We start from the raw sequence: 22,348 nt of genomic DNA on the forward strand, positions 1-22,348 counted from the left end.
AGCTTATGACCATTTTGGAGATCTTCATGGCGAAACTGGAAATTTGCTGTTTTGGTATAGAATGCGCCGAAGTCGCGCAAGAATATGGTGCAAATCGCATTGAGCTCTGTTCGGGGGCAGCCGATGGGGGGCTAACACCAAGCTACGGCTATTTAAAACTGGCGAGAGAGAAACTTCATATACCTGTTCATCCCATTATTCGTCCTCGTGGTGGCGATTTCTGCTATAACGTGAGTGAATTTGATGTGATCCGTGAAGATTTACAGATGATCAAGGAGATGGGGTTTCCCGGCGCAGTGGTGGGGATCTTAGATACAGAAGGGCGCATTGATATCGAACGGATGCAGACCTTAATGGAAATTGCGAATGGAATGGAGATTACTTTCCATCGTGCTTTTGATATGTGTATCAATCCGTTACTGGCATTAGAGCAACTTAAAAACCTTGGGGTGGCACGTATTTTAACATCCGGTCAGCAACAAAGTGCTGAGTTAGGTTTGCCGCTACTGAAAGAGTTGCACGAAAAAAGCCGTGAAATTAATGGTCCAATCATTATGGCTGGTGCGGGGGTTCGGTTGGCAAATATGACCAAGTTTATGGAAATTGGTCTAACGGAAGTGCACAGCTCCGCAGGGAAAACTGTCCCTTCCAGTATGAATTACCGCAAAGCTGGTGTAACTATGGCATCGAACAGTGAAACCGATGAGTTCACACACTACTGTGTGGATGGACCAACGGTGGAAGCGATGATGGACTTTATTTCTATAACGGAAAAAGTTCCGGCGTAAATCATAAATTCGGAATAGGACTGACTGAATTTGTGATAGGGAGAGTTAAGATAGGGAGGCTAATAACCTCCCTGAGGTTGATGACAAAGAGGGATAAAAGCGTGGTTTTTCCCTCTTTGTGTTATCAGGCGAAAATCAATGAATTGATTTTCCTTGTTAATTTTACAACCCCAAAAGAGCCATTTCCAAACCTGATGGGTTTGTCAATGGTCTAAGGGAGGTTAAATACCTCCCTTTGTTTTTAGATTTTTGAACTGAGTAAAAACTAAAAACCGCTGAATGAATTTTAAGGAAAAAATCATGCTGAAAAAAATTGTATTAACTTCATCACTTTTGTTTATCACAACCTCCTCGTTTGCATTTTCATTAGCTGAAAAAGAGAAGCACCAAAAATATGAAACGGAAATTTCCTCTCAAGTTACGACATTAAATAAAACCTGTGGGTCAGACATTAAAGCGAACTTTGACTGGGCAACGTTTTCAAAAGAGCAGCTCGAAACCATTGGTATCGATGGTTATAGCAAAGAGATGCTCAAGGGAATAGCCAATGTCTGTGAACACTCTGAACTGGCAAAACAGTCAGTCAGTGAGAAAATCAAAAATATTAACTATTCCTATACCAAGCCTAGGGCGATTGAATTAAAAGATGGCACGCTATCGTTAGGAATGGATTTTGATTCGGCGAATGACGCAAAAGCAGTTGAAGAGTATTTAATGAATAACTTATAGCCGTTATTTTTTGTGGCGCATAATAAAAACCCCCGTGAGTTTTCGATGAACTTTTGGGGGTTTTGTCATGTAGGGCCGGTGAGAATTGCCGTCTTACAATATTACGGTTTTTTTGCCACTAAAATCGCACGTAGAGGGGCAGGATACCCTTCGATGGTTTTGGATTGATCATTAGGGTCTAAAAATTCCGCTAACGAATCCGTTTGCATCCACTCAGTACGGCGCTGTTCGTCTAACGAAGTCACCGCTTGGTCAACAATGCGTACATCGACAAAACCGCATTTCTCTAACCACACTTTGAGCATTTTGGCGGAAGGAATAAAGTAAACGTTGCGCATTTGTGCATAGCGATCGCCAGGGATCAGGCATTGGAATTCATCACCTTCAATCACCAAACTTTCCAACACTAACTCACCTTCACTGACGAGTTGGTCTTTTAGTTGCCATAAATGGTCGAGTGGGGAGCGACGATGATACAGAACGCCCATCGAAAATACGGTATCAAAGGCTTTTAATGCAGGCAGTTGTTCAATACCTAATGGTAATAAATGTGCGCGTTGGTCATCACCTAACAGTTTTCTAACCGCTTCAAATTGGCATAAAAACAGTTCAGTAGGATCGATGCCGACAACAAACTCCGCTTCTTCGCCCAGCATACGCCACATGTGATAACCACTTCCGCAGCCCACATCTAACACATGACGACCTTTTAATGGGGAAATATGGGGCAGAACGCGCTCCCATTTCCAATCTGAACGCCATTCGGTATCGATATTGACGCCATAGAGAGAAAATGGACCTTTACGCCATGGTTTCAACTGCCCCAAAATATTGTTTAAACGGCGAGTTTCCCCTTCAGTTAATTCCGGATCGCGCGTTGCAGTGACACTATTTTTAATATCCAAATGGGTTGGTGTCATGACAGGCAGGTTATCTAACATTTTCTCCCATGAAGAGAACCCACCGTGTAGGCCTTCTTTCTTCCATGCCGCCAGTTGAGCTGGCAGGGTTTCTAACCAATGGCTAAGAGGGCCAACGGCAATTTGTTGATAAAAACGACCGAAATCGATCATTACTGCCCCTCTTTTAATGCTAATAATGAACCGAAGTTAAAACATTGGAACCAGACTTCACAATGGGTGAATCCCACGCGTTTTAAGCGGGCTTTATGCGCTTCAACAGAGTCGGTGAGCATGACATTTTCGAGCATGCTGCGTTTTTGGCTGATTTCGAGTTCGCTATACCCGTTGGCGCGTTTGAAATCATGGTGCATGTTGAAAAGCAATTCACCAATTTGCTTATCTTCAAAATTGAATTTCTCAGATAACACTAAAATGCCACCAGGCAATAACCCTTGATAAATTTTAGTGAGTAATTTTTCGCGGTCATCGGGATTTAAAAACTGCAATGTGAAGTTAAGGATAACCATGGACGCATTTTCAATATGAATGTCGCGAATATCTCCTTCGATAACCTCGACAGGGGTTTGGGCTTTATACGCATCAATATGACGGCGGCAGCGTTCGACCATAGCGGGTGAATTATCGACAGAAATGATTTTGCAGTTTTCCACTGAAATATTTCGACGTACAGACAGGGTGGCGGCACCAAGGGAACAACCCAGATCATAGACTTGGCTATTTGGTGTCACAAAGCGACCCGCTAGCATCCCAATCATGGTGATGATATTGGAGTAACCCGGTACGGAACGTTGGATCATATCGGGGAAAACTTCAGCTACTTTTTCATCGAACTTCCAGTCACCTAAATTGGCGATCGGCGCGGAGAAAAGGCTGTCTTTATGGTTTGGATCCTGACTTGACATAGATTTGTATTAATTAGCAGAACAAAAGTAGTGGCGGATTGTAGCAGAAAGCCATATAACCTGAAAACCAATCCGCATAAAAGTAAGGAAAACTAAAAAGAGAACGACACCATTTGTACCCAAGGTAGATAATAGGCATTGGCGATGATCATCAAGGCGAGAGCCAGATAAGTCCCCATCATTCCCATTCGACGCTGTGAATAGTCATGGTTTTTTAAACCGTAAGAGTGGAGCATGCGGCTTGCAATTAGCAGAATGCCGCAAACATGGATCATCCATACTTTGGCGCCATTCATCTCCATTAACAGTAATAAAATTAATGAAATTGGAATGTATTCGATGGCATTGCCATGCACACGGATAGCGGTTTGCAATTCAGAAAACCCACCATCGCCAACAGACACACGGTACTGATTTCTTAGCTTTACGACATTGAGTGATAGTCTCAGTATCAATAAAGCCCCTAGTACAGCGTATAAAGAACTGACCATTTTTTACTCTACCTCTATGGAGATAAATTAAATTTTCTAAATTTTAAAACCTAATAGGTAAATCTACAAATAGAAATATATCGATTTTGATAATTCATTTTTGAATTATTGAATAAGGTTATCCGCTTTAAGTTGCGCCAAGACAGCTATCGCGGTGATAGAGCAGCGGTCAGTATCATTGGAATCTAGCCACACTAGTTCAGCAATTTCAGCCGCGGGTTGAGGGATGCCGTCGTAATCGGCGTGGTAGCAACGAATACAAACCTGTGTGCCATCCTGTTTGCCATCAGCTAACCCTGTGAATTCTCCGTAGAATCGGATGGATTCAGGGTGCAAGGTTAATGTGAGTTCCTCATCGATTTCGCGAGCAAGCGCCTGTTGGTCAGTTTCACCGTGCTCACGTTTCCCGCCAGGAATATAAAATAGGGTTTTATTATGGGAACGAACCATGGCAACTTTGCCATTCTGAATGGTAATTAAACCTAATTTATCAATGATTTTAGTGCTCATCTTTTGCCTTAACCTGTTGTAGCTTGCGGCCAATCATAGAAAAGAGCAGGTGGTTTTACACCTGCGTCGACATTATTTTTTCTCGATAACTTTGACTAACTCATAACGAATGCTTGGGGCATCAGCGGGTGGGTTAGGCACATCAAATTGTTGAACCTCTAGTACGTAGTTATAGCCAGGCTCATAGCTGAATCCTTGAATGGATGAGTAAAAATATTGCCAATCATCCGTTGGTTTTTCTTTAACTTTCATGCATTTCATAGGTGCAACGCCGACACAGTCAGCCAGAGAGGAGTCGATATAAAAGATTTTATTGTTGCTATTGGTGGGCTTCATCGTATTGGTATTATTTCCGTTTTGGCATCCTGCAAGCAGAACAAGAAGGGATGATGCGAGTAGAATTTTTTTCATAAAGGTTCCTCTAGTTTCAGGCAAAAGTGTCTGAATATGAGTAATTATAGCAAAATGAGACGGGTAATTATTCCCAAAAAAATTATGATCTAACAAACAATCAAATTTTAATTCTCAATTGGGTGTGTGATTTTTTTAGATTCGTTGGGATCGTTTTAATAGATAAGAACCATTTTTATTGATTAGAGATGGTTTTTTTGTATCAATTTCGCAGTTAAGCTGTATAGCAAACTGTTTGTCTAACAGAATTTCCTATATAATGTCTGCCTTTTTTGACATTCTGAATTTTCAGCTAAATGCCAAATTCCCGCAGCAAGCAAAAGCACAACAAGCTGAGTAAAAGGATAGAGTATGCGTACTAATTATTGTGGGCAATTAAATATCGCTCATGAAGGCCAGAAGGTCACTCTTTGTGGATGGGTAAACCGCCGTCGTGACTTAGGTGGTTTGATTTTTATCGATATGCGTGATCGTGAAGGTATCGTTCAAGTTTTCTTCGATCCAGAGCGTAAAGACATATTTGAAAAAGCGTCAGAACTGCGTAACGAGTTCTGCATCCAAATCACAGGTACAGTACGTGCGCGCCCAGATAGCCAGAAAAACAAAGACATGGCTACGGGTGAAATTGAAATCTTTGCTGAAGGCTTGGAAGTCTTCAACAAATCTGAACCTCTGCCATTAGACAGCAACCAAACCAACACAGAAGAGCGTCGTTTAAAATACCGCTATTTAGATTTACGCCGTCCGGAGATGTCAGATCGTCTGCGTACTCGTGCGAAAATCACCAGCTTTGTTCGTAACTTTATGGACAAAGAAGGCTTTATGGACGTTGAAACGCCAATGCTAACCAAAGTGACGCCAGAAGGGGCGCGTGACTACTTAGTACCAAGCCGTGTTCATAAAGGCAAATTCTACGCATTGCCACAATCCCCTCAGCTGTTCAAACAGCTGCTGATGATGTCTGGCTTCGATCGTTACTATCAAATCGTAAAATGCTTCCGTGACGAAGATTTACGTGCTGACCGTCAACCTGAATTTACCCAAATCGATGTGGAAACCTCGTTCATGAGCGCGGAGCAAGTTCGCGAAGTGATGGAGCGTATGATCCGCAACCTGTGGCTTGATGTGAAAGGCGTTGATTTAGGCGATTTCCCAATCATGACCTTCGCAGAAGCGATGCGTCGTTACGGTTCAGATAAACCAGATCTACGTAACCCAATGGAACTGGTTGATGTTGCTGATATTGTTAAAGATGTTGAATTCGCAGTATTTGCAAGTCCAGCAAATGATCCAAAAGGCCGTGTTGCAGCCCTGAAAGTGCCAGGTGGCGCAGCAATGACCCGTAAACAAATTGACGAATACGGCAATTTCGTGGGCATCTATGGTGCGAAAGGCTTAGCGTGGATGAAAATCAACGAACGCGCGAAAGGCTTAGAAGGCATTCAAAGCCCAGTTGCGAAGTTCCTAAGCTTAGAAATTATCGAGCAAATTATTGAACGTACTGGCGCTGCCGATGGCGACATTATCCTGTTTGGTGCGGGTGCGAAAAATGTGGTGACTGACTCCATGGGCGCATTACGCCTGAAAGTGGGTCGTGACTTCGAGCTGACTAACTTAAATAGCTGGCAGCCACTGTGGGTTATCGACTTCCCTATGTTTGAAGAAAATGGCGAAGGCGGCTTAACCGCGATGCACCACCCATTCACTTCACCAAAAGATTTCACTCCGGAAGATCTGGCGAAAAACCCTGAAGATGCCGTTGCGAATGCTTACGATATGGTTATCAATGGTTACGAAGTGGGTGGCGGTTCTGTCCGTATTCACCGCAGCGAAATGCAACAAACCGTGTTCGGTATTTTAGGTATCAATGAAGAAGAACAACGTGAAAAGTTCGGCTTCCTGTTAGATGCGCTGAAATACGGTACGCCACCACATGCAGGTTTGGCATTTGGTTTAGACCGCTTAGTGATGCTGTTAACTGGAACTGATAACATCCGTGATGTTATTGCCTTCCCGAAAACGACCGCAGCGGCGTGTTTAATGACCAATGCGCCAAGTCATGCAAACCCTGATTCGCTGACTGAGTTAGCGATTGCAGTTGTGGCGAAAGAAGAAGAGTAATGAAAAATTATAAGCGCCCAGAATCGGTATTAGTCATTATGGTGGCTGAAAACACGGGCAGGGTGCTTATGATGCGGCGTAAAGATGATCCAGACTTCTGGCAATCAGTGACCGGAAGTTTGGAACTTCATGAAAACAGTGCTGCGGATGCAGCGCTTCGCGAAATCAAAGAAGAGACGGGGTTTAACCCGCAACCAAGTCAGTTACATGATTTGTCGAAAAGTATCATCTTTGAAATTTTCCCGCATTTCAGGCATCGTTATGCACCGGATGTAACCCACTGTAAAGAACATTGGTTTAAATTGGTGCTAAGTGATGAACAAACGCCATTACTGACTGAACACACAGAATTTTGTTGGCTTGAACCGCAACAGGCGGCAAAGCTGACAAAATCGTGGAGCAACAGCCAGGCTATTTTAGAATTTGCTGTTTAATTATTTTATTGACGTTTTTGGAGATATTTCATGGCAGGTCATAGTAAATGGGCCAACACCAAACACCGTAAAGCGGCGCAAGACGCAAAACGCGGTAAGATTTTCACTAAAATTATTCGTGAGCTGGTCACTGCAGCGCGTTTAGGCGGCGGCGATGTCGCAACTAACCCACGTTTGCGTGCTGCTGTGGATAAAGCATTATCAAACAACATGACTCGCGACACATTAAACCGTGCGATTGCACGTGGTGTGGGTAATGATGATAACGATAATATGGAAACCATCATTTATGAAGGTTACGGTCCTGGCGGCACAGCGGTTATGGTTGAATGTCTAAGTGACAACCGTAACCGTACCGTCTCTGAAGTTCGCCACGCGTTTACGAAAACGGGCGGTAACTTAGGGACTGATGGTTCTGTATCTTATCTGTTCACCAAACGTGGCGTGATCACTTACGCACCGGGCGTGGACGAAGATGCTCTGATGGAAGCTGCATTGGAAGCGGGTGCCGACGACGTTGAAACTTACGATGATGGCGCGATTGACGTTTACACTACACCAGAAACGTTTGGTGAAGTGAAAGATGCGCTGGATGCCGCTGGTTTTACTAGCGAAAACGCTGAAGTTTCTATGGTTCCATCCACTAAAGCCGAACTTGATGTTGAAACTGCCCCTAAATTACTGCGTCTGATTGATATGTTAGAAGATTCAGACGACGTACAGGAAGTTTATCATAACGGTGATATCTCTGATGAAGTTGCTGAGCAACTGTAATTAAGACGATGTCTGCGTAGAGAAAGCGGGCTGTGTCCAGCCTGTTTTCTCTAACGCCTCTCCCATCTTCACCTTCTCTTTTATTTGCTATATTTATGATGGTAGGAATGCTACTTACACTGAAATTCCGGTGGAAACGGTGATATTTCCTTGTTGCCATTGTGGCTGTCATTAGATGGGAATAAGATGATATGAAAATTAATAAAGGGCAACTATAGGTTTTATATGGCGATTATTCTAGGTATCGACCCTGGCTCACGGATCACAGGATACGGTGTTATTCGCCAACAAGGTAGGCAACTACTCTATCTTGGAAGTGGGTGTATTCGTACTCAAGTTGATGATTTACCAAGCCGTCTGCAGCGTATTTATGCGGGAGTCTCGGAAATTATCACCCAGTACCAACCTGATGTTTTATCTATCGAACAAGTGTTTATGGCGAAGAATGCGGACTCGGCTCTGAAACTGGGGCAAGCGCGTGGTGTGGCGATTGTCGCGGCAGCAAACCAAAATATTCCCGTTTTTGAATATGCGGCTCGCCAAGTCAAGCAAACTGTTGTGGGAACGGGAGCTGCAGAAAAAAGCCAAGTTCAACATATGGTGAAATCTATCCTAAAATTATCGGCTAGCCCCCAAGCGGATGCTGCGGATGCGCTGGCGATTGCCATCACACATTGCCATTTTAATCAAAACCTGCTGAAAGTCGGCGATCCGCGTTTAGTGTTGACCCGTGGAAGATTAAGATGAAGACTGGATATGCATCCAGCATTTTTTGTGGTATAAACAGCAGAGTCAAAATTTAAAACGCTAATCAAATTTAAGGGGTTCAGTGTGATAGGTCGTTTACGTGGCATCGTATTAGAAAAGCAACCACCCATTGTGTTACTTGAGCTACAAGGTGTTGGCTATGAAGTTCATATGCCAATGACTTGTTTCTATGAATTACCTGAAATTGGTCAAGAAGCGATTGTTTTCACCCACTTTGTTGTGCGAGAAGACGCTCAATTACTGTATGGTTTCAATGACAAACAAGAGCGTGCACTATTTAAAGAGCTGATTAAAGTCAATGGCGTGGGTCCTAAACTGGCACTCGCAATTTTATCTGGCATGTCGGCTCAACAATTTGTGTCTGCCATCGAGCAAGAAGCGATTTCCTCTTTGGTGAAATTGCCAGGTATTGGTAAGAAAACTGCCGAGCGTTTAGTGGTCGAAATGAAAGACCGTTTCAAAGGCTTGAATGGGGATCTTTTCAACCCAGTGAGCGATATTAATTTACCAAGCGTGAAGAGCCAAGGACCAAGCCAAGCAGATATCGAAGCCGAAGCTGCTGCTGCCTTGATTGCTTTGGGATATAAGCCGCAAGAAGCCAGCCGTATGGTGAGTAAAGTCGCGAAACCTGATAGCGATTCTGAAACCCTGATCCGTGATGCCTTACGCGCAGCACTTTAATTGAGAGATTATTACGATGATTGAAGCTGATCGCCTAATTACCGCTGAAGTGCTGCATTCTGAAGAAGAAGCCATTGATCGCGCGATCCGCCCTAAATTACTGGATGAGTATATTGGGCAACCGCAAGTTAAGCATCAAATGGAAATATTTATTCAGGCAGCCAAAATGCGGGGGGATGCGCTTGATCATCTGTTAATTTTTGGACCACCAGGGTTAGGAAAAACCACATTAGCGGGTATTGTCGCCAACGAACTTGGGGTTAATTTACGGACAACCTCAGGGCCTGTCCTAGAAAAGGCAGGGGATTTGGCAGCGATGCTGACTAACCTTGAGCCTCATGATGTCCTGTTTATTGATGAAATCCATCGCCTTTCACCCGTAGTCGAAGAGATTTTGTATCCTGCCATGGAAGACTATCAATTAGATATTATGATTGGTGAAGGTCCTGCGGCACGTTCCATCAAAATCGATTTACCGCCATTCACGTTAATTGGCGCCACTACGCGGGCTGGCTCTTTAACGTCGCCACTGCGTGACCGCTTTGGGATCGTACAGCGCTTAGAATTTTACCAAGTTGATGATTTGCAACATATCGTGAAGCGTAGCGCTCAGTATATGGGGCTGGATATCACCGAAGAAGGGGCATTGCAGGTCGCGATGCGTTCACGAGGAACACCACGAATCACTAACCGTTTATTACGCCGTGTGCGTGACTTTGCCCAAGTAAAAGGCAATGGCAGTATTGATGAGTTGATTGCGAGCCAAGCGCTGGATATGTTGAATGTGGATGCGGCGGGTTTTGACTATCTTGACCGTAAACTGCTGGTGGCAATCATCGATAAGTTTATGGGCGGACCAGTGGGGGTTGATAACCTTGCCGCTGCGATTGGAGAAGAGCGCGAGACCATCGAAGATGTGCTCGAACCTTATCTTATCCAGCAAGGGTTTATTCAGCGAACACCAAGAGGGCGTATGGCAACAGCCCATGCTTATTCTCATTTCGGGTTAACGCCGAAAGAAGTCTAGATTTTAAACGCTTGATTGATATATAGATACGTATGATTTAAATAATATCATACGTATTTCAAATGAAATGAACCCAGTAATTTAGCCACAATTACTGGGTTTTTTTGTATCTATATTTTACTAAATTGAGAAATTATCATTATTTAGTCCACGAAATGGTATTGAGAATATATGCAGTGAGTTTTAAAAATACAGACATTGATAATGATTTTTATTATCATATGGTGTTTTTTCGACTATTAGGATAGTCCCACATGAATAAAGCTTCTTGCACATTTGCACTCACAGTACTTTTATTTGCAACTGTTGTTTCTGGTTGCACAAAAAACACCAAAGCTATCACCAATAAGGAAACTATTGAAAGTTGTTCTCGGTATTTACCTGAAGGATCAACATATTGGGTGAGTATCGAGGGTGAAATTGACTTAAACAAGAAATTTCATGGGGATTTAAACGTGAATGTTCCAAAAAATAAATTAAATGATCCAAAATACTCAGATGAAGGATTTAAACTAAAAGTTAATCAATTTATGGATTGTGTCGGTGGATTTATAAACGATAGTGTCGGTGATGTAGAAACCCCCGTGAATAACGATAAAAAGAATGCTGAATAATTCGTATTATTGAATTTTATTAGAACCCGCATAAAGCGGGTTTTCTATAGGTTTTTTATCCAGATACGGTTTTATTCAGGCATTCTTTTTATACAACTAGTTTTTCGTTTTTACGCACAAACTTAGAATAAATAAAATGGCAGAAGTTAGTACCACGGACGGGCCAGCCGGAGTGTCATAAAATGCGGATAGGGTTAATCCGCCAGTCACGGAAACCATGCCAATACCAATGGCGGTGAGCGCCATTTGTTCTGGCGTTTTTGCAAAACGTCGAGCGGTAGCAGCAGGGATGATCAGTAAAGAGGTAATGATTAGCGCACCAACAAATTTCATTGCGATCCCGATGGTTAACGCCGTGACCATCATCAACAATAAGCGAGAGCGTTGGAGATTAATTCCATCCACAAAAGCCAGCTCTGAGCTAACTGTCATCGATAAAAGCGCCCGCCATCGATAAAAAAGCAACCCGCAAACGACAACTACACCGATTAGAATCGTTATAATGTCTTCATATGTTACGGATAACAAATCACCAAATAGATAAGCCATCAGATCGACGCGGACACTCGCCATTAGGCTGACGACAACAAGGCCTAAAGATAGAGAGCTGTGAGCCATAATGCCGAGTAATGTATCGACGGCGAGTTGAGGACGTTTTTCCAGCCACACAAGGATCAGAGCCAATAATAACGTCACGGCGATCACGGCGTAAAAGGGATTAATGTTTAACAGCAAACCGAAGGCAACACCTAGCAAAGATGCGTGGGCGAGGGTGTCCCCAAAATAGGACATGCGGCGCCAAACCACAAAGGAACCTAAGGGACCGGCAGCAATCGCGAGTAACATACCTGCAATCCAACCAGGTAACAGTAACTCAATCATGATGGCAATCCTTGCTGTGTTGGTGGGATGTAATCACATTACCTTCTAAATCATGTTGGTGATTATGTTGATGACGGTAAACCCCCAGTTGCTGTGCGCCCCGATAGCCAAACATAGCAACAAATTCAGGGTGATTAGAGACAACATCAGGGGTACCAGAGCAACAAATATGCCCGTTAATACATAAAACTTGGTCTGTTTTTGCCATAACTAAATGCAGGTCATGAGAGACCATGAGAACCGCGCAACCGAGTTCAGTTCTTAATTGATTGATTAGGTCATACAACGCAACTTGACCATTAATATCGACGCCTTGGGCGGGCTCATCGAGAACCAACAAATCAGGTTTATTGAGTAATGCACGCGCAAGTAGAACGCGCTGGGTTTCACCACCCGAGAGTTTCTGCATTGGCTGGTCAATAAGATGCGTGGCTTTTACTCGCTCAAGAGCGGGTAATAAATGTGCCGTGCGGACACCTTGCTTTAACATCATAAACCGCTTCACGGTTAGCGGTAGGGTGGTATCTAAATGCAGTTTTTGTGGGACATAACCAATAGAGAGTGACGAGGCTCGATTGATAGTGCCTGATGTGGGCGCTAATAGCCCCAATACCACGCGAACAATCGTGGATTTACCGGCACCATTCGGCCCCAATAACGTCACGATATCACCTTTGTTAAGTGCAAAAGTGACATCCTTTAATACGGGTTTATTGCCAAATGAGACAGAGATTTTATTTAAAGATAATAGTGGTTGCATATGAAAACATCTTGCAGAAATCAAGTTGTGTTATATTATAACATTTCAATTTTAAGATCACGGAAAAATGTTCATGATACACAAATCGAAACTTATTACCCGTAAATTCATCTGCAAAGCTACGTTAGCTTCAGTTTTAACTGCATCGATGTTGCCACTAGCCAACGCCGATGTCGTCACATCGATTCGACCTTTAGCTTTCATTGCTGCGGGGATCGCTGATGGTGTCACTGATACACAAGTTTTACTTCCTGATGGCGCTTCGCCACATGATTATGCACTGAAACCTTCGGATTTAAAAAAGATAAAACAGGCTGATTTATTTGTTTGGGTTGGTCCTGAATTAGAAATATTTTTAGAGAAGCCAATCAATGTATTAGACCAGAATAAACGTCTGGCATTGGCTGAGCAGAAAAATATTCATGACTTATTAATGGCTGAAAACCATGAGGAGGACGATAGCCATCAACATGCCGATGAACCTAACCATGATGCGGATCACGAACATCATCACCATGGTGAGTATAATATGCACATCTGGTTGTCTCCAGATATTGCAAATTTGGCTGCCGATGACATTTACGCGCGTTTAGTAGAGCTTTATCCTGCTCAGAAAGATAAGCTGGACGTAAACCTTCGTAAATTCAAAGAAAACATGGCGCAAAACGATAAGAAAATTGCTAGTATTTTAAAACCGGCTCAAAATAAAGGGTATTTTGTTTTTCACGATGCTTATGGCTACTTTGAAAAACACTATCAGCTCGCTCCGTTAGGGCATTTTACGATAAACCCTGAGATTCAGCCCGGTGCCCAAAAATTGCATCAAATACGAACACAACTGGTTGAGCATAAAGCGCAATGCGTTTTTGCTGAGCCACAATTCAGACCTGCGGTTATTGAAAGCGTAGCGAAAAATACGGGAGTCAAAATGGGTACTCTCGACCCACTCGGTAGTGGGCTGGCAATTGGACCAGATAGCTACATGAAGTTTCTGACTCAACTATCAGAACAATACGCAAGCTGCCTGAATTAAGCATAGAGGAATAGTTTAAAGTGCAGCAAATGGCAAGTGGTATTGTGCAGGCATTTAACGGCTTGTCCAAGACCCATAAAATTGTGTTGAGCACGCTCACTGTCGCCACCATGGCCGTCGCGATTTGGCGGCCTGTACATATCCCTACTACGCATGAAAGTGACAGTTCTCCTGATACGGTCATTCCTTTTGCTCAATCAGCGATTGAAGCAGAAGGCGATGATTTAATTCAAGATAGTAGTGAGCAGTTACCCGATGAAGGCGTTGCAGACAGCGACACTGACGCATCAGATGCAGATGGTACACCTCTCGCACATGAATATGTTGTCTCAAGTGGCGATAATTTATCGTCTATTTTGACCCAGTTTGGTATTGAAGCTGGTGATGTTGCGACACTTTCAAATCAACATAAATCATTACGTAATTTAAAAATCGGTCAAACCCTTAGCTGGACACTGAATGCTGATGGCGAATTAGAATCCTTAACGTGGGATGTTTCTCGTCGTGAAACGCGTATCTTCAAACGTGTTGGGGCAACCAACAAATTTGAAGAAGTGAAAGAGATCCGCAAAGGTGATTGGACAAACAGCGTGATGACCGGTTCTATCGAAGGCACGTTTGCTCAAAGCACCAAGAAAGCCGGTTTGACTCGTACCGAAGGTCGTGAAGTTACCAAAGCATTACAGTGGCAGGTGGACTTTAACAAGCTGAAAAAAGGCGATAAGTTTACTGTTTTAATGGGGCGCGAGATGCTCAATGGGACTCATGAACAGAGCCAACTAGTTGGCGTACGTTTACAGTCTGGCGGTAAAAATTACTACGCTTTCCGTGCTGAAGACGGACGCTACTATGACAGTGAAGGTAATGGTTTAGAACGCGGTTTCTTGCGTTTTCCAACGGTTAAGCAGTTCAGAGTTTCATCACACTTTAACCCGCGTCGTGTTAACCCGGTAACGGGGCGAGTTGCACCACATAAAGGGGTCGATTTCTCAATGCCAGTGGGTACCCCTGTATTAGCGGTTGGTGATGGTGAAGTGATTGTGGCGAAGTACAGTGGTGCGGCAGGAAACTTTATTGCTATTCGCCATGGTCGCCAATATACGACGCGTTATATGCATTTACGTCAATTGCTGGTGAAACCAGGACAAAAAGTGAAGCGTGGTGATCGCATTGCGTTATCAGGTAATACTGGACGTTCTACAGGGCCACATCTCCATTTTGAAATGTGGGTTAACCAACAAGCCGTCAACCCGCTAACTGCGAAATTACCAAGCTCAGGTGGTTTAACAGGTAAAGAACGTAAAGAATATTTAGAGCTGGTCAAAGAAACTAAACCTCAGCTTAAACTGAAATAACCATTTCAGCTTCTTCATCCAATAACTGGCAGATACTTGTGTCTGCCAGTTTTTTTTGTAATGCTCTTACACATTCATTTTTGGTTATCAAAATAGCCGTGATTTCTTGGGTATAACATGAATAAAGAACAAGATACCGACAGCAAAAAGGGCTATGTGCCAACGTTTCATAAATCCTATTTATTACCTAAATATTGGGGCGTGTGGTTAGGTGCAGGGCTCTTTGTTGCGCTTGCCTATACCCCTGTTAAAGTTCGTGATCCTATGCTGGCAAAAATAGGTAAATGGGTTGGACGATTAGCGAAGAGCGCCCGTCGCCGAGCTAAAATTAACTTACTCTATTGCTTTCCTGATATGGAAGAGCAACAAAGAGAAGAGTTGGTTGACCGGATGTTTGAAACTGCACCGCAGTCTTTTGTCATGTTGGCTGAATTGTGTGTACGTGGTGCAGAGCGAACATTAGCGCGCACCCAGTGGCATAACAAACAGATTATCGACCAATTGCAGGAACAGCAAAGCAATGTGATTTTTATGGTTCCTCACGGCTGGGCTGTCGATGCTCCTGCAATGTTATTAGCTGCGATGGGGCAGAATATGGCGGCGATGTTCCATCACCAGAAAAATCCCGTTGCAGATTATTTGTGGAACAAGGCGCGTTACCATTTTGGTGGACGCCTTCATTCCCGCGAAGCAGGAATTAAACCTTTTATTGCATCGGTCAGACAAGGTTACTGGGGCTTTTATCTACCCGATCAAGATCATGGGGAAGAACACAGTGAATTTGTTGATTTCTTTGGCACATACAAAGCGACTTTACCCGCTATTGGTCGATTGATGAAAGTGTGTAAAGCGAACATTGTTCCGTTATTTCCGGTGTACGATCACGTTAATCATCAATTACATATCTATGTTCGTGAACCAATGGATGATATTGATGGGCAAGATGATAACTATATTGCACGTCGAATGAATGAGGAGTTAGAGTTTTTAGTTGAGCCTAATCCAGAGCAATATACGTGGATCCTCAAACTCTTGAAAACGCGCAAGGAAGGTGAAATAGAACCTTATCAGCGAAAGGATTTATATCGCTAGATATCTTTTTAGTATAGTAAAAAGCCACGGTAATCATTATCCGTGGCTTTTGTTTTTTAAGAGCGGTAGATATTTATTATATATAATTATGGAATAAATTTAATTTAAAAGATGGCTTTAAAATAATACTAAAAACACTAAAGTGTAGGAGTGATATTCTAAATACATTGTTATATTCTTCCTGAGATGAAGGTGAGGGAAGATTATGGGCTGGAAACATTATGAATAAAACGAAAACAACATTAGATCAATGGATAACTTTGCAAGCTGTTGTCGATTATGGCGGGTTCGCTCAAGCGGCTGAAGTGTTACATAAAACACAATCTTCAATTAGTTATACTATTAGTAAGCTAGAACAAATATTAGATATTGAAATTTTTGTAGTGGAAAAACGCCGAGCTGTATTAACTTCACAAGGTGAAGCACTATTAGCATTATCACGAGAAGTGACCAATAAAGCGATTGCATTAGAAATAGCCGCGAAATTAATAAATAAAAAGATAAATAATAAAATAAAGATAGTAATAGATTCATTATATAGCAGTGATGACCTATTAAATAAGATTGGAAGCCTAATCAAAAGTAGAAAAGATTATGATATTGAATTAACCAAAACACTACTGAATCGGGAAGATATCTTATCATATAAAGAGTTTGATTTATTAATATCTCATCATTATATCGGTTCATTAAATCCCATCTTTTTGGGAGAGATTGACGCGGTTCTTGTTACAGCGCCTAATCATTATTTGCAGCAATGTACCAAAGATAAGATTAGACATAAACTCGAAAAAACACCGCATATTGTTTTGTCTACGATTTTTCAAGATAAGATGCGAAGCCACCAAACTGTTAAGGTTGCAAATACTGAAACAGCGATTAAATTAACTAAAAATTCAGTCGGTTACTCTTGGTTTCCAAGGAATATTATTCATGAATTGATAGAGGAAAACATCTTAAAAGAAATTGAGAATGATATTTGCAATTCTAAATACCAATTTTATATGTATAAAAATAAGAATCCCATAATAAATGATATGATCATAAATTACCTATTTAATGATTTCTAAACTAATTAATTTTGGTTTTAAATTTATTCTGTAAAGTGTATGAGTATTTTTGATTTGAATTTAAAAAAATCAATATAACCATTCATTAACTTAATTGAAGGGGGATGCTATATTTCTGGCGAAAAGTAAATATATAACATATTTACTTTTTGAAATGTAAATTTTAAAACATACATTCTATTTATAGGAAATATCATGAATATTCTAAATAAAACTCTAAATTTATTGGGAGTGAGCTTGGCTATCACGATCGCACCGGCAGTGTTTGCTTCTGGTGTGATTAATTTTACGGGAGAAATAACGGAGCAAGCTTGTACCGTAGATAGTCAATCACGTAATTTAAATGTTGATCTTGGCCGAATATCAACCAAAAGTTTATCTTCTGCTGGAGAAATGGCAGGGTTAACGAATTTCACAATTAAACTTGTAGATTGCCCTCTTGATACTAAAGTGACGGTTAATTTCGCAGGAAATCGCGATGCGGTGGACCAAGATATTCTCGCTTTACATCATGGCAATGGCGCAGCAAAAAACGTAGGTATTGCATTGTATGAAAAAAATGCAGTTTCTCAGATAAAATTATACGAAGATACTAAAGAGGTTGTTTTAGCAGGAAACTCGGGAGAGTTGGAGTATGTTGCAGCGTTTAAAGCAACCGGTGCTGCAACAGCAGGGCAAGCAAATAGTAGCGCAATTTACAGTATTCAATATCAATAATATGCTGGGTGACGCTTGTCACCCATATTTACGTTATGTTGGCATGTCTATGAAGATAATTTATTCAGCTATTTTATTTTTTTTCTGTTTTGTATCTTTAGCATCAGCTAGTGGGATTAGCGTAGGTGGAACTCGTTTTGTTTATATGGATAATAAACGAGAAATTTCAATTCCAATTTTTAATAGTAATGAAAAAAAACCTTTCTTAATCCAAAGTTGGGTGACCGGATTCAATGAGGATATTAAAGCGCCATTTATTGCAACTCCAGCTTTATTCCGTGTTGAGCCGAGTAGTTATGGGGCAGCAAGAATTGCGTATTTAGGCGAGCCACTTGCATCTAACCAAGAAAAAATATTTTTATTAAATATAAAATCAATACCTCCTAAAGATGAGAGTATTGAAAATGAATTGCAAATTATTATTAATTCTCAGTTTAAACTTTTCCTACGCTCAAACGATATTGAGCCATTAAATTTTGATAACATAATATTAACAAAAGAGCATAATGGAATAAAAATAAAAAATAAAACTCCATATCATTTATCAATTAAAAGCATTTTAATTAATGGGGAGTCCATAAAAGGAATGAAAATGATTTACCCTTGGGTAGATGATTATATTTTTAAAGATAAGATAGATAAGGGGCATGTAGTTACTGTTGAATTTATTAATGACTATGGTGCTATTGTGGAAAAGAAAATAACCAAGAGCTAGTGTATGGAAACACACCACTTAATCAAAAATTGGTTTTATAGTAAAAAAACGAAATTCATTAATATTACATTTTTTTCATCAGTTGGATTTGCATCAATTTCTAGTGCAAGTGAGATGTTTGACATCAATGCAATTAATACAGGGATTGAGAATAAGCTATCTGACTCTTCATTATTAAGTTATCTTTCTAAAACAGAAGGGCAACTCCCTGGTCGTTATCAGGTCAATATTTATGTGAATGGAAACAAAGTTGCAGATGAGTTGCTTGAATTTATTTACGATAATGAAGAAAAAAAACTGAAACCTAAGATAACAAAAGAACAGTTAATGAGTTGGGGTGTTAAGCCCTCAATGTTATTACAAAAAAATGAAATCTCTTCAACCGATAAATTCTTAGATATTAAGCGCTCAATTGATGGTAGTGACATTCATCATGATTTCTTTTCAAATCGATTAGATATTAGCATTCCTCAAATTGCAATGGAAATGGCGAGCCGAGGCTATATTGACGTCACTGAATGGGACGATGGAATTAACGGGATGTTTATTAACTATTCAGCACGGTTTAACCGAGCATGGGGAAACTCAAACAGCCAGCGAAATATTTATGTAGGTCTACGAAATGGGATTAATTGGGGAGCTTGGCGGTTACGTAATCACAGTTATTACAATGACACGAGTGAAAAGGCTATTTTGCATAGTTTGCAAACTTTCTTAGAGCGGGATATTCGTGATTTGAAAAGCCATTTAATTATTGGAGAAACAGCGTCTGATAACGGGATTATGGGTGCTTTTCAATATCACGGTATAAAGCTTATGTCGGAAGAAAGCATGTTACCGCAAAGTCGCCGTGGATTTGCTCCTGTAGTTAGTGGGGTTGCAAATACTAATGCAGTGGTCACTGTTCGTCAAAATGGTCAGATTATTTATCAAACATCAGTACCTGCTGGGGAATTTCTATTGAATGATCTTTATCCTACGTCGTTCAATGGGGATTTACAGGTTATGGTCACTGAAGCAAATGGATCAATAAGAACATTTACCCAACCTTTTTCTAATGCCCCCATCATGCAAAGGGAGGGGGCATTAAAATACAGCATCGAACTTGGAAAATATAGGGAAGAGAAAAGGATAGAACGACCTTATTTTATTCAATTCTCTGGGATCTATGGTCTGCCAATCAATTTAGAGAATTATGGCAATCTATCATTATTAGGTGGCGCTTTTATCTCAGAAGATAAACAAGTCTATGTTTTAGGATCAGGGGTGAGTTTAGGTTACCTAGGGGGTATTTCATTGGATATGACATACTCACAAGAACAATGGCAGCAATATGCAAAGATGACGGATCAAACCTACCGTCTTCAATATACCAAATATATTCAAAATACAGCGACGGGACTGAATTTATCAGCTCAATACGCGTTAGAGCCAGATATAAGCCATACTTTTTTTCACGCCATAGACATCGATCGAATATCAAAAAAGCAACGGTTACAGATTGCTTTGAGTCAAGCGCTAGGGAAATGGGGATCTTTAAACATTAATGGGTATCAACAAAAATATTGGGGACAGTCAGGATCAGATAATAACCTGACAGTCAGTTTTGGCTCTCAATATCAATCTATTAATTACAGCTTTTCCTATTCCCATTCTGAGCAAAATAATCCTCGTCGGGTCGATAGATTATTTTCCTTTAATTGCAGTATGCCATTTCGTTGGAAAGAAAAGGCTTATTGGGGTGTTTATAGCTACAACTCGAGCGGCAATGCCGGGGGAATAAGTACATTTAGCTTGAATGGCTCAGCTTTCAATTCCAATCAATTGCAATATGACATTACTCAGCAATATCATCATAAAAATCAACAATTCAGTCATGGTATTCGTGGTAATTACGTAACCTCTTACGGTGAATTTGGTGCTGGTTGGGATTATGCTTCTGAATATCAAGCTACCCATGCTGAGGTGACTGGAGCGCTTTTATTTCATCAAGATGGAATGACCGCTTCACGCGCGTTTTCTGATGCTATTGGACTGGTTAAAACTCAAGATATTAATAATTTGAAAGTGAATAACGTGCCTTCACTGCGTACTAATGGGCAAGGGTATGCCGTGGTGCCTATGTTAACGCGCTATGAACGTAATAAAGTGAGTGTAGATACCTCGACGTTAAAGGGTAATGATGATGTGGAATTGAGCTCAGCGACCGTTGTTCCCACAAGCGGTGCGATTATTTTGGTGGATCTTAAAGCGAAGCGTGGTGGGCGAGTGGTATTAAAACTCAAGAAAAATAATCGGTTACTCGGGTTTGGTACCCAAGTTAATATTCTCGCACAGCAGCATATCGTCTCATCGGGCATTGTAGCGAATGATGGAGAAGTCTATTTGAGTGGGGTTCCTGCACAGAGTATTGTTCAAATTAAATGGGGAGAAGCGTATACACAGCAGTGTCAATTACCTCTTAAGATTGATGTGAGCAATCAAAATATTCAATTTATTGACGGGGTTTGCCAATAAGGGGTGTTATGAAACAGTTTGCTATCTCCAGCGTTATCTACGCCATCATGTTGTTGTTCTCACCAAGACTTTTCGCAGACTACCGAGCAGAATTTGCATCTTACACGGTACCGATATCTCAAACGCTGTATGTCCCTAAAAGTGCACCCATCAACTCACATATTGCAACGATAGAGCTGGGAACCTATACGCCATGGGTGTGGTGGAATGAATCAGGGACAACGCGAGTGGGAATTAATTTACCTGGTATATTTGATGAGCACTATCAGATAGCAGGGGTTGGCGCTATTAAGGAAATTGGCCTATCAGGTATCGGCTTTGCATTGCACGGCTCAGTTAATAGCCCGTGTTCAGCGAGGGGATATGTGAATGGTAAAAATAATCGCGATGGAAATCCGGCGAATCGTTTATTGTGCCCGAGTAGCGAATCAAGAGGCAATTACAATGTTACCTTGAAAGCCGCATTTTATAAAATTCGCCCTCGAGTCAATACTCAATTATTACAATCGACCAGCGCTGCAATGCTTATTGTGTTTAATAATAAGTTTATTATTCAAGATTCGTTTGGAAATGTTGAGCCAAAAATTTGGTTGTCACCGATTAATGTGATTGCAAATGGATGTGAAGTGAAAAATCGGGTGATCAATGTTGTGTTTGGTCAAGTGGAAAAGTCAGGTGCAAATGGGGTGGGTGTGACGCTTGTGAATAGTCGTAAGCGGTTCAAAATTGAGCTTGAGTGCGATGAATCTTCACCCGTAAAGATCAACTTTATGGGAACGGCTGACGAAAGTGGGATAGGTGGAACGATTGCACTCAACAATCCGAATCATCAAGAAACGGCGAAAGGCTTTGGTATTCAAATTAAGCACAAAGGGAAGCCGATTAAACTCAACCAAATGGTACAAATTTCCCGTTTAAATCAAGCGCAACACTATGTTATTCCGTTAGAAGCGGCCTATATTCAAACAGCAGAGAAAACACGCGGAGGAAAGGCGGATGGAACGCTGCAATTTAATTTGCAATATCATTGAGAT

At 41.4% G+C, this 22,348-nt stretch carries 24 protein-coding genes; 17 read left to right on the forward strand and 7 right to left on the reverse strand.

Annotated elements, in window-relative coordinates; translation table 11 throughout:
• Positions 1-26 precede the first annotated feature (26 nt).
• Positions 27-788 carry a copper homeostasis protein CutC gene (cutC, locus tag GKR61_RS03570; RefSeq protein ID WP_108478196.1) on the forward strand — a complete coding sequence of 254 codons (762 nt, stop codon included), beginning with the start codon at positions 27-29 and terminating at the stop codon, positions 786-788.
• A 300-nt stretch (positions 789-1,088) separates the two neighbouring features.
• A complete protein-coding gene (locus GKR61_RS03575) occupies positions 1,089-1,517 on the forward strand; it encodes a hypothetical protein (RefSeq protein WP_036948307.1) in 429 nt (142 codons plus the stop codon).
• Between the two features lie 101 nt (positions 1,518-1,618).
• On the opposite strand, the gene cmoB is transcribed toward GKR61_RS03575, so the two are convergent.
• From cmoB to GKR61_RS03600, 5 genes are all read right to left on the reverse strand, one after another.
• Entirely contained in the window at positions 1,619-2,590 is a 972-nt protein-coding gene (gene cmoB, locus GKR61_RS03580) for a tRNA 5-methoxyuridine(34)/uridine 5-oxyacetic acid(34) synthase CmoB (protein ID WP_036948303.1), read from the reverse strand.
• Positions 2,590-3,342, reverse strand: a complete 753-nt coding sequence (gene cmoA, locus GKR61_RS03585; protein WP_036948300.1) for a carboxy-S-adenosyl-L-methionine synthase CmoA — start codon at positions 3,340-3,342, stop codon at positions 2,590-2,592. The genes cmoB and cmoA overlap by 1 nt, the downstream gene beginning before the upstream one ends.
• Positions 3,343-3,434: 92 nt before the next feature.
• Entirely contained in the window at positions 3,435-3,833 is a 399-nt protein-coding gene (locus GKR61_RS03590) for an MAPEG family protein (RefSeq protein ID WP_108478193.1), read from the reverse strand.
• Positions 3,834-3,938: 105 nt separating this feature from the next.
• Positions 3,939-4,343: an NUDIX hydrolase gene (locus GKR61_RS03595; RefSeq protein ID WP_036948295.1), complete on the reverse strand. Its 405-nt coding sequence runs from the start codon at positions 4,341-4,343 to the stop codon at positions 3,939-3,941.
• Positions 4,344-4,415: 72 nt separating this feature from the next.
• Positions 4,416-4,754 (reverse strand): DUF4377 domain-containing protein, encoded by a 339-nt coding sequence (locus GKR61_RS03600; protein ID WP_036948292.1) that lies wholly within the window; start codon positions 4,752-4,754, stop codon positions 4,416-4,418.
• Positions 4,755-5,105: 351 nt separating this feature from the next.
• Here GKR61_RS03600 and aspS point away from each other — a divergent pair, with 351 nt between their 5' ends.
• The 7 genes from aspS (at position 5,106) to GKR61_RS03635 (ending at position 11,173) form a co-directional block, all read left to right on the forward strand.
• Positions 5,106-6,875: an aspartate--tRNA ligase gene (gene aspS, locus GKR61_RS03605; protein WP_154639550.1), complete on the forward strand. Its 1,770-nt coding sequence runs from the start codon at positions 5,106-5,108 to the stop codon at positions 6,873-6,875.
• Entirely contained in the window at positions 6,875-7,309 is a 435-nt protein-coding gene (gene nudB, locus GKR61_RS03610) for a dihydroneopterin triphosphate diphosphatase (RefSeq protein ID WP_154599318.1), read from the forward strand. Before aspS ends, nudB begins: the two co-directional genes overlap by 1 nt.
• Positions 7,310-7,339: 30 nt before the next feature.
• The gene (locus GKR61_RS03615; RefSeq protein ID WP_036948283.1) at positions 7,340-8,083 is read left to right on the forward strand and encodes a YebC/PmpR family DNA-binding transcriptional regulator; all 744 of its coding nucleotides are present in this window, start codon (positions 7,340-7,342) and stop codon (positions 8,081-8,083) included.
• Positions 8,084-8,308: 225 nt separating this feature from the next.
• A complete protein-coding gene (ruvC, locus tag GKR61_RS03620; protein WP_036948281.1) occupies positions 8,309-8,830 on the forward strand; it encodes a crossover junction endodeoxyribonuclease RuvC in 522 nt (173 codons plus the stop codon).
• An 84-nt stretch (positions 8,831-8,914) separates the two neighbouring features.
• On the forward strand, positions 8,915-9,532 hold the full coding sequence (ruvA, locus tag GKR61_RS03625) for a Holliday junction branch migration protein RuvA (protein ID WP_036948277.1): 618 nt from the start codon (positions 8,915-8,917) through the stop codon (positions 9,530-9,532).
• Positions 9,533-9,548: 16 nt separating this feature from the next.
• Positions 9,549-10,559: a Holliday junction branch migration DNA helicase RuvB gene (ruvB, locus tag GKR61_RS03630; RefSeq protein WP_036948275.1), complete on the forward strand. Its 1,011-nt coding sequence runs from the start codon at positions 9,549-9,551 to the stop codon at positions 10,557-10,559.
• A gap of 254 nt (positions 10,560-10,813) precedes the next feature.
• Positions 10,814-11,173, forward strand: coding sequence for a hypothetical protein (locus GKR61_RS03635; RefSeq protein WP_154599317.1), 360 nt, complete (start codon positions 10,814-10,816; stop codon positions 11,171-11,173).
• Between the two features lie 96 nt (positions 11,174-11,269).
• Here the strand turns inward: GKR61_RS03635 and znuB are convergent, their stop codons facing one another.
• Complete coding sequence (znuB, locus tag GKR61_RS03640) at positions 11,270-12,055, reverse strand: zinc ABC transporter permease subunit ZnuB (protein ID WP_154599316.1); 786 nt, start codon at positions 12,053-12,055, stop codon at positions 11,270-11,272.
• Positions 12,048-12,815, reverse strand: a complete 768-nt coding sequence (znuC, locus tag GKR61_RS03645) for a zinc ABC transporter ATP-binding protein ZnuC (RefSeq protein ID WP_154599315.1) — start codon at positions 12,813-12,815, stop codon at positions 12,048-12,050. The genes znuB and znuC overlap by 8 nt, the downstream gene beginning before the upstream one ends.
• A gap of 73 nt (positions 12,816-12,888) precedes the next feature.
• On the opposite strand from znuC, the gene znuA reads away from it, so the two are divergent.
• The 8 genes from znuA (at position 12,889) to GKR61_RS17900 (ending at position 22,345) form a co-directional block, all read left to right on the forward strand.
• Positions 12,889-13,848, forward strand: coding sequence for a zinc ABC transporter substrate-binding protein ZnuA (gene znuA / locus GKR61_RS03650; RefSeq protein ID WP_154599314.1), 960 nt, complete (start codon positions 12,889-12,891; stop codon positions 13,846-13,848).
• Between the two features lie 20 nt (positions 13,849-13,868).
• Complete coding sequence (gene mepM / locus GKR61_RS03655; protein ID WP_036948263.1) at positions 13,869-15,203, forward strand: murein DD-endopeptidase MepM; 1,335 nt, start codon at positions 13,869-13,871, stop codon at positions 15,201-15,203.
• Between the two features lie 117 nt (positions 15,204-15,320).
• Positions 15,321-16,295 (forward strand): lauroyl-Kdo(2)-lipid IV(A) myristoyltransferase, encoded by a 975-nt coding sequence (lpxM, locus tag GKR61_RS03660; protein ID WP_154639551.1) that lies wholly within the window; start codon positions 15,321-15,323, stop codon positions 16,293-16,295.
• Positions 16,296-16,516: 221 nt separating this feature from the next.
• Positions 16,517-17,365 carry a LysR family transcriptional regulator gene (locus GKR61_RS03665; protein ID WP_108478187.1) on the forward strand — a complete coding sequence of 283 codons (849 nt, stop codon included), beginning with the start codon at positions 16,517-16,519 and terminating at the stop codon, positions 17,363-17,365.
• Between the two features lie 195 nt (positions 17,366-17,560).
• The gene (locus GKR61_RS03670; RefSeq protein ID WP_036948256.1) at positions 17,561-18,082 is read left to right on the forward strand and encodes a fimbrial protein; all 522 of its coding nucleotides are present in this window, start codon (positions 17,561-17,563) and stop codon (positions 18,080-18,082) included.
• The gene (locus GKR61_RS03675) at positions 18,000-18,797 is read left to right on the forward strand and encodes a fimbrial biogenesis chaperone (RefSeq protein WP_230083114.1); all 798 of its coding nucleotides are present in this window, start codon (positions 18,000-18,002) and stop codon (positions 18,795-18,797) included. The genes GKR61_RS03670 and GKR61_RS03675 overlap by 83 nt, the downstream gene beginning before the upstream one ends.
• Positions 18,798-18,800: 3 nt before the next feature.
• Entirely contained in the window at positions 18,801-21,314 is a 2,514-nt protein-coding gene (locus GKR61_RS03680; RefSeq protein ID WP_154639552.1) for a fimbria/pilus outer membrane usher protein, read from the forward strand.
• An 8-nt stretch (positions 21,315-21,322) separates the two neighbouring features.
• The gene (locus GKR61_RS17900; RefSeq protein WP_154599310.1) at positions 21,323-22,345 is read left to right on the forward strand and encodes a fimbrial protein; all 1,023 of its coding nucleotides are present in this window, start codon (positions 21,323-21,325) and stop codon (positions 22,343-22,345) included.
• Positions 22,346-22,348 lie beyond the last annotated feature (3 nt).

The sequence above is a fragment of the Providencia sp. wls1916 genome (assembly GCF_009706585.1).
Taxonomy (GTDB): domain Bacteria; phylum Pseudomonadota; class Gammaproteobacteria; order Enterobacterales; family Enterobacteriaceae; genus Providencia; species Providencia lanzhouensis.

What these genes read in the sequence shown, in the direction of transcription:
- cutC (WP_108478196.1), top strand. Translation starts at nt 27, where the DNA reads ATGGCGAAACTGGAAATTTGCTGTTTTGGTATAGAATGCGCCGAAGTC.
- GKR61_RS03575 (WP_036948307.1), top strand. Translation starts at nt 1,089, where the DNA reads ATGCTGAAAAAAATTGTATTAACTTCATCACTTTTGTTTATCACAACC.
- cmoB (WP_036948303.1), bottom strand. Translation starts at nt 2,590, where the DNA reads ATGATCGATTTCGGTCGTTTTTATCAACAAATTGCCGTTGGCCCTCTT.
- cmoA (WP_036948300.1), bottom strand. Translation starts at nt 3,342, where the DNA reads ATGTCAAGTCAGGATCCAAACCATAAAGACAGCCTTTTCTCCGCGCCG.
- GKR61_RS03590 (WP_108478193.1), bottom strand. Translation starts at nt 3,833, where the DNA reads ATGGTCAGTTCTTTATACGCTGTACTAGGGGCTTTATTGATACTGAGA.
- GKR61_RS03595 (WP_036948295.1), bottom strand. Translation starts at nt 4,343, where the DNA reads ATGAGCACTAAAATCATTGATAAATTAGGTTTAATTACCATTCAGAAT.
- GKR61_RS03600 (WP_036948292.1), bottom strand. Translation starts at nt 4,754, where the DNA reads ATGAAAAAAATTCTACTCGCATCATCCCTTCTTGTTCTGCTTGCAGGA.
- aspS (WP_154639550.1), top strand. Translation starts at nt 5,106, where the DNA reads ATGCGTACTAATTATTGTGGGCAATTAAATATCGCTCATGAAGGCCAG.
- nudB (WP_154599318.1), top strand. Translation starts at nt 6,875, where the DNA reads ATGAAAAATTATAAGCGCCCAGAATCGGTATTAGTCATTATGGTGGCT.
- GKR61_RS03615 (WP_036948283.1), top strand. Translation starts at nt 7,340, where the DNA reads ATGGCAGGTCATAGTAAATGGGCCAACACCAAACACCGTAAAGCGGCG.
- ruvC (WP_036948281.1), top strand. Translation starts at nt 8,309, where the DNA reads ATGGCGATTATTCTAGGTATCGACCCTGGCTCACGGATCACAGGATAC.
- ruvB (WP_036948275.1), top strand. Translation starts at nt 9,549, where the DNA reads ATGATTGAAGCTGATCGCCTAATTACCGCTGAAGTGCTGCATTCTGAA.
- GKR61_RS03635 (WP_154599317.1), top strand. Translation starts at nt 10,814, where the DNA reads ATGAATAAAGCTTCTTGCACATTTGCACTCACAGTACTTTTATTTGCA.
- znuB (WP_154599316.1), bottom strand. Translation starts at nt 12,055, where the DNA reads ATGATTGAGTTACTGTTACCTGGTTGGATTGCAGGTATGTTACTCGCG.
- znuC (WP_154599315.1), bottom strand. Translation starts at nt 12,815, where the DNA reads ATGCAACCACTATTATCTTTAAATAAAATCTCTGTCTCATTTGGCAAT.
- znuA (WP_154599314.1), top strand. Translation starts at nt 12,889, where the DNA reads ATGATACACAAATCGAAACTTATTACCCGTAAATTCATCTGCAAAGCT.
- lpxM (WP_154639551.1), top strand. Translation starts at nt 15,321, where the DNA reads ATGAATAAAGAACAAGATACCGACAGCAAAAAGGGCTATGTGCCAACG.
- GKR61_RS03665 (WP_108478187.1), top strand. Translation starts at nt 16,517, where the DNA reads ATGAATAAAACGAAAACAACATTAGATCAATGGATAACTTTGCAAGCT.
- GKR61_RS03670 (WP_036948256.1), top strand. Translation starts at nt 17,561, where the DNA reads ATGAATATTCTAAATAAAACTCTAAATTTATTGGGAGTGAGCTTGGCT.
- GKR61_RS03675 (WP_230083114.1), top strand. Translation starts at nt 18,000, where the DNA reads ATGTTGCAGCGTTTAAAGCAACCGGTGCTGCAACAGCAGGGCAAGCAA.
- GKR61_RS03680 (WP_154639552.1), top strand. Translation starts at nt 18,801, where the DNA reads ATGGAAACACACCACTTAATCAAAAATTGGTTTTATAGTAAAAAAACG.
- GKR61_RS17900 (WP_154599310.1), top strand. Translation starts at nt 21,323, where the DNA reads ATGAAACAGTTTGCTATCTCCAGCGTTATCTACGCCATCATGTTGTTG.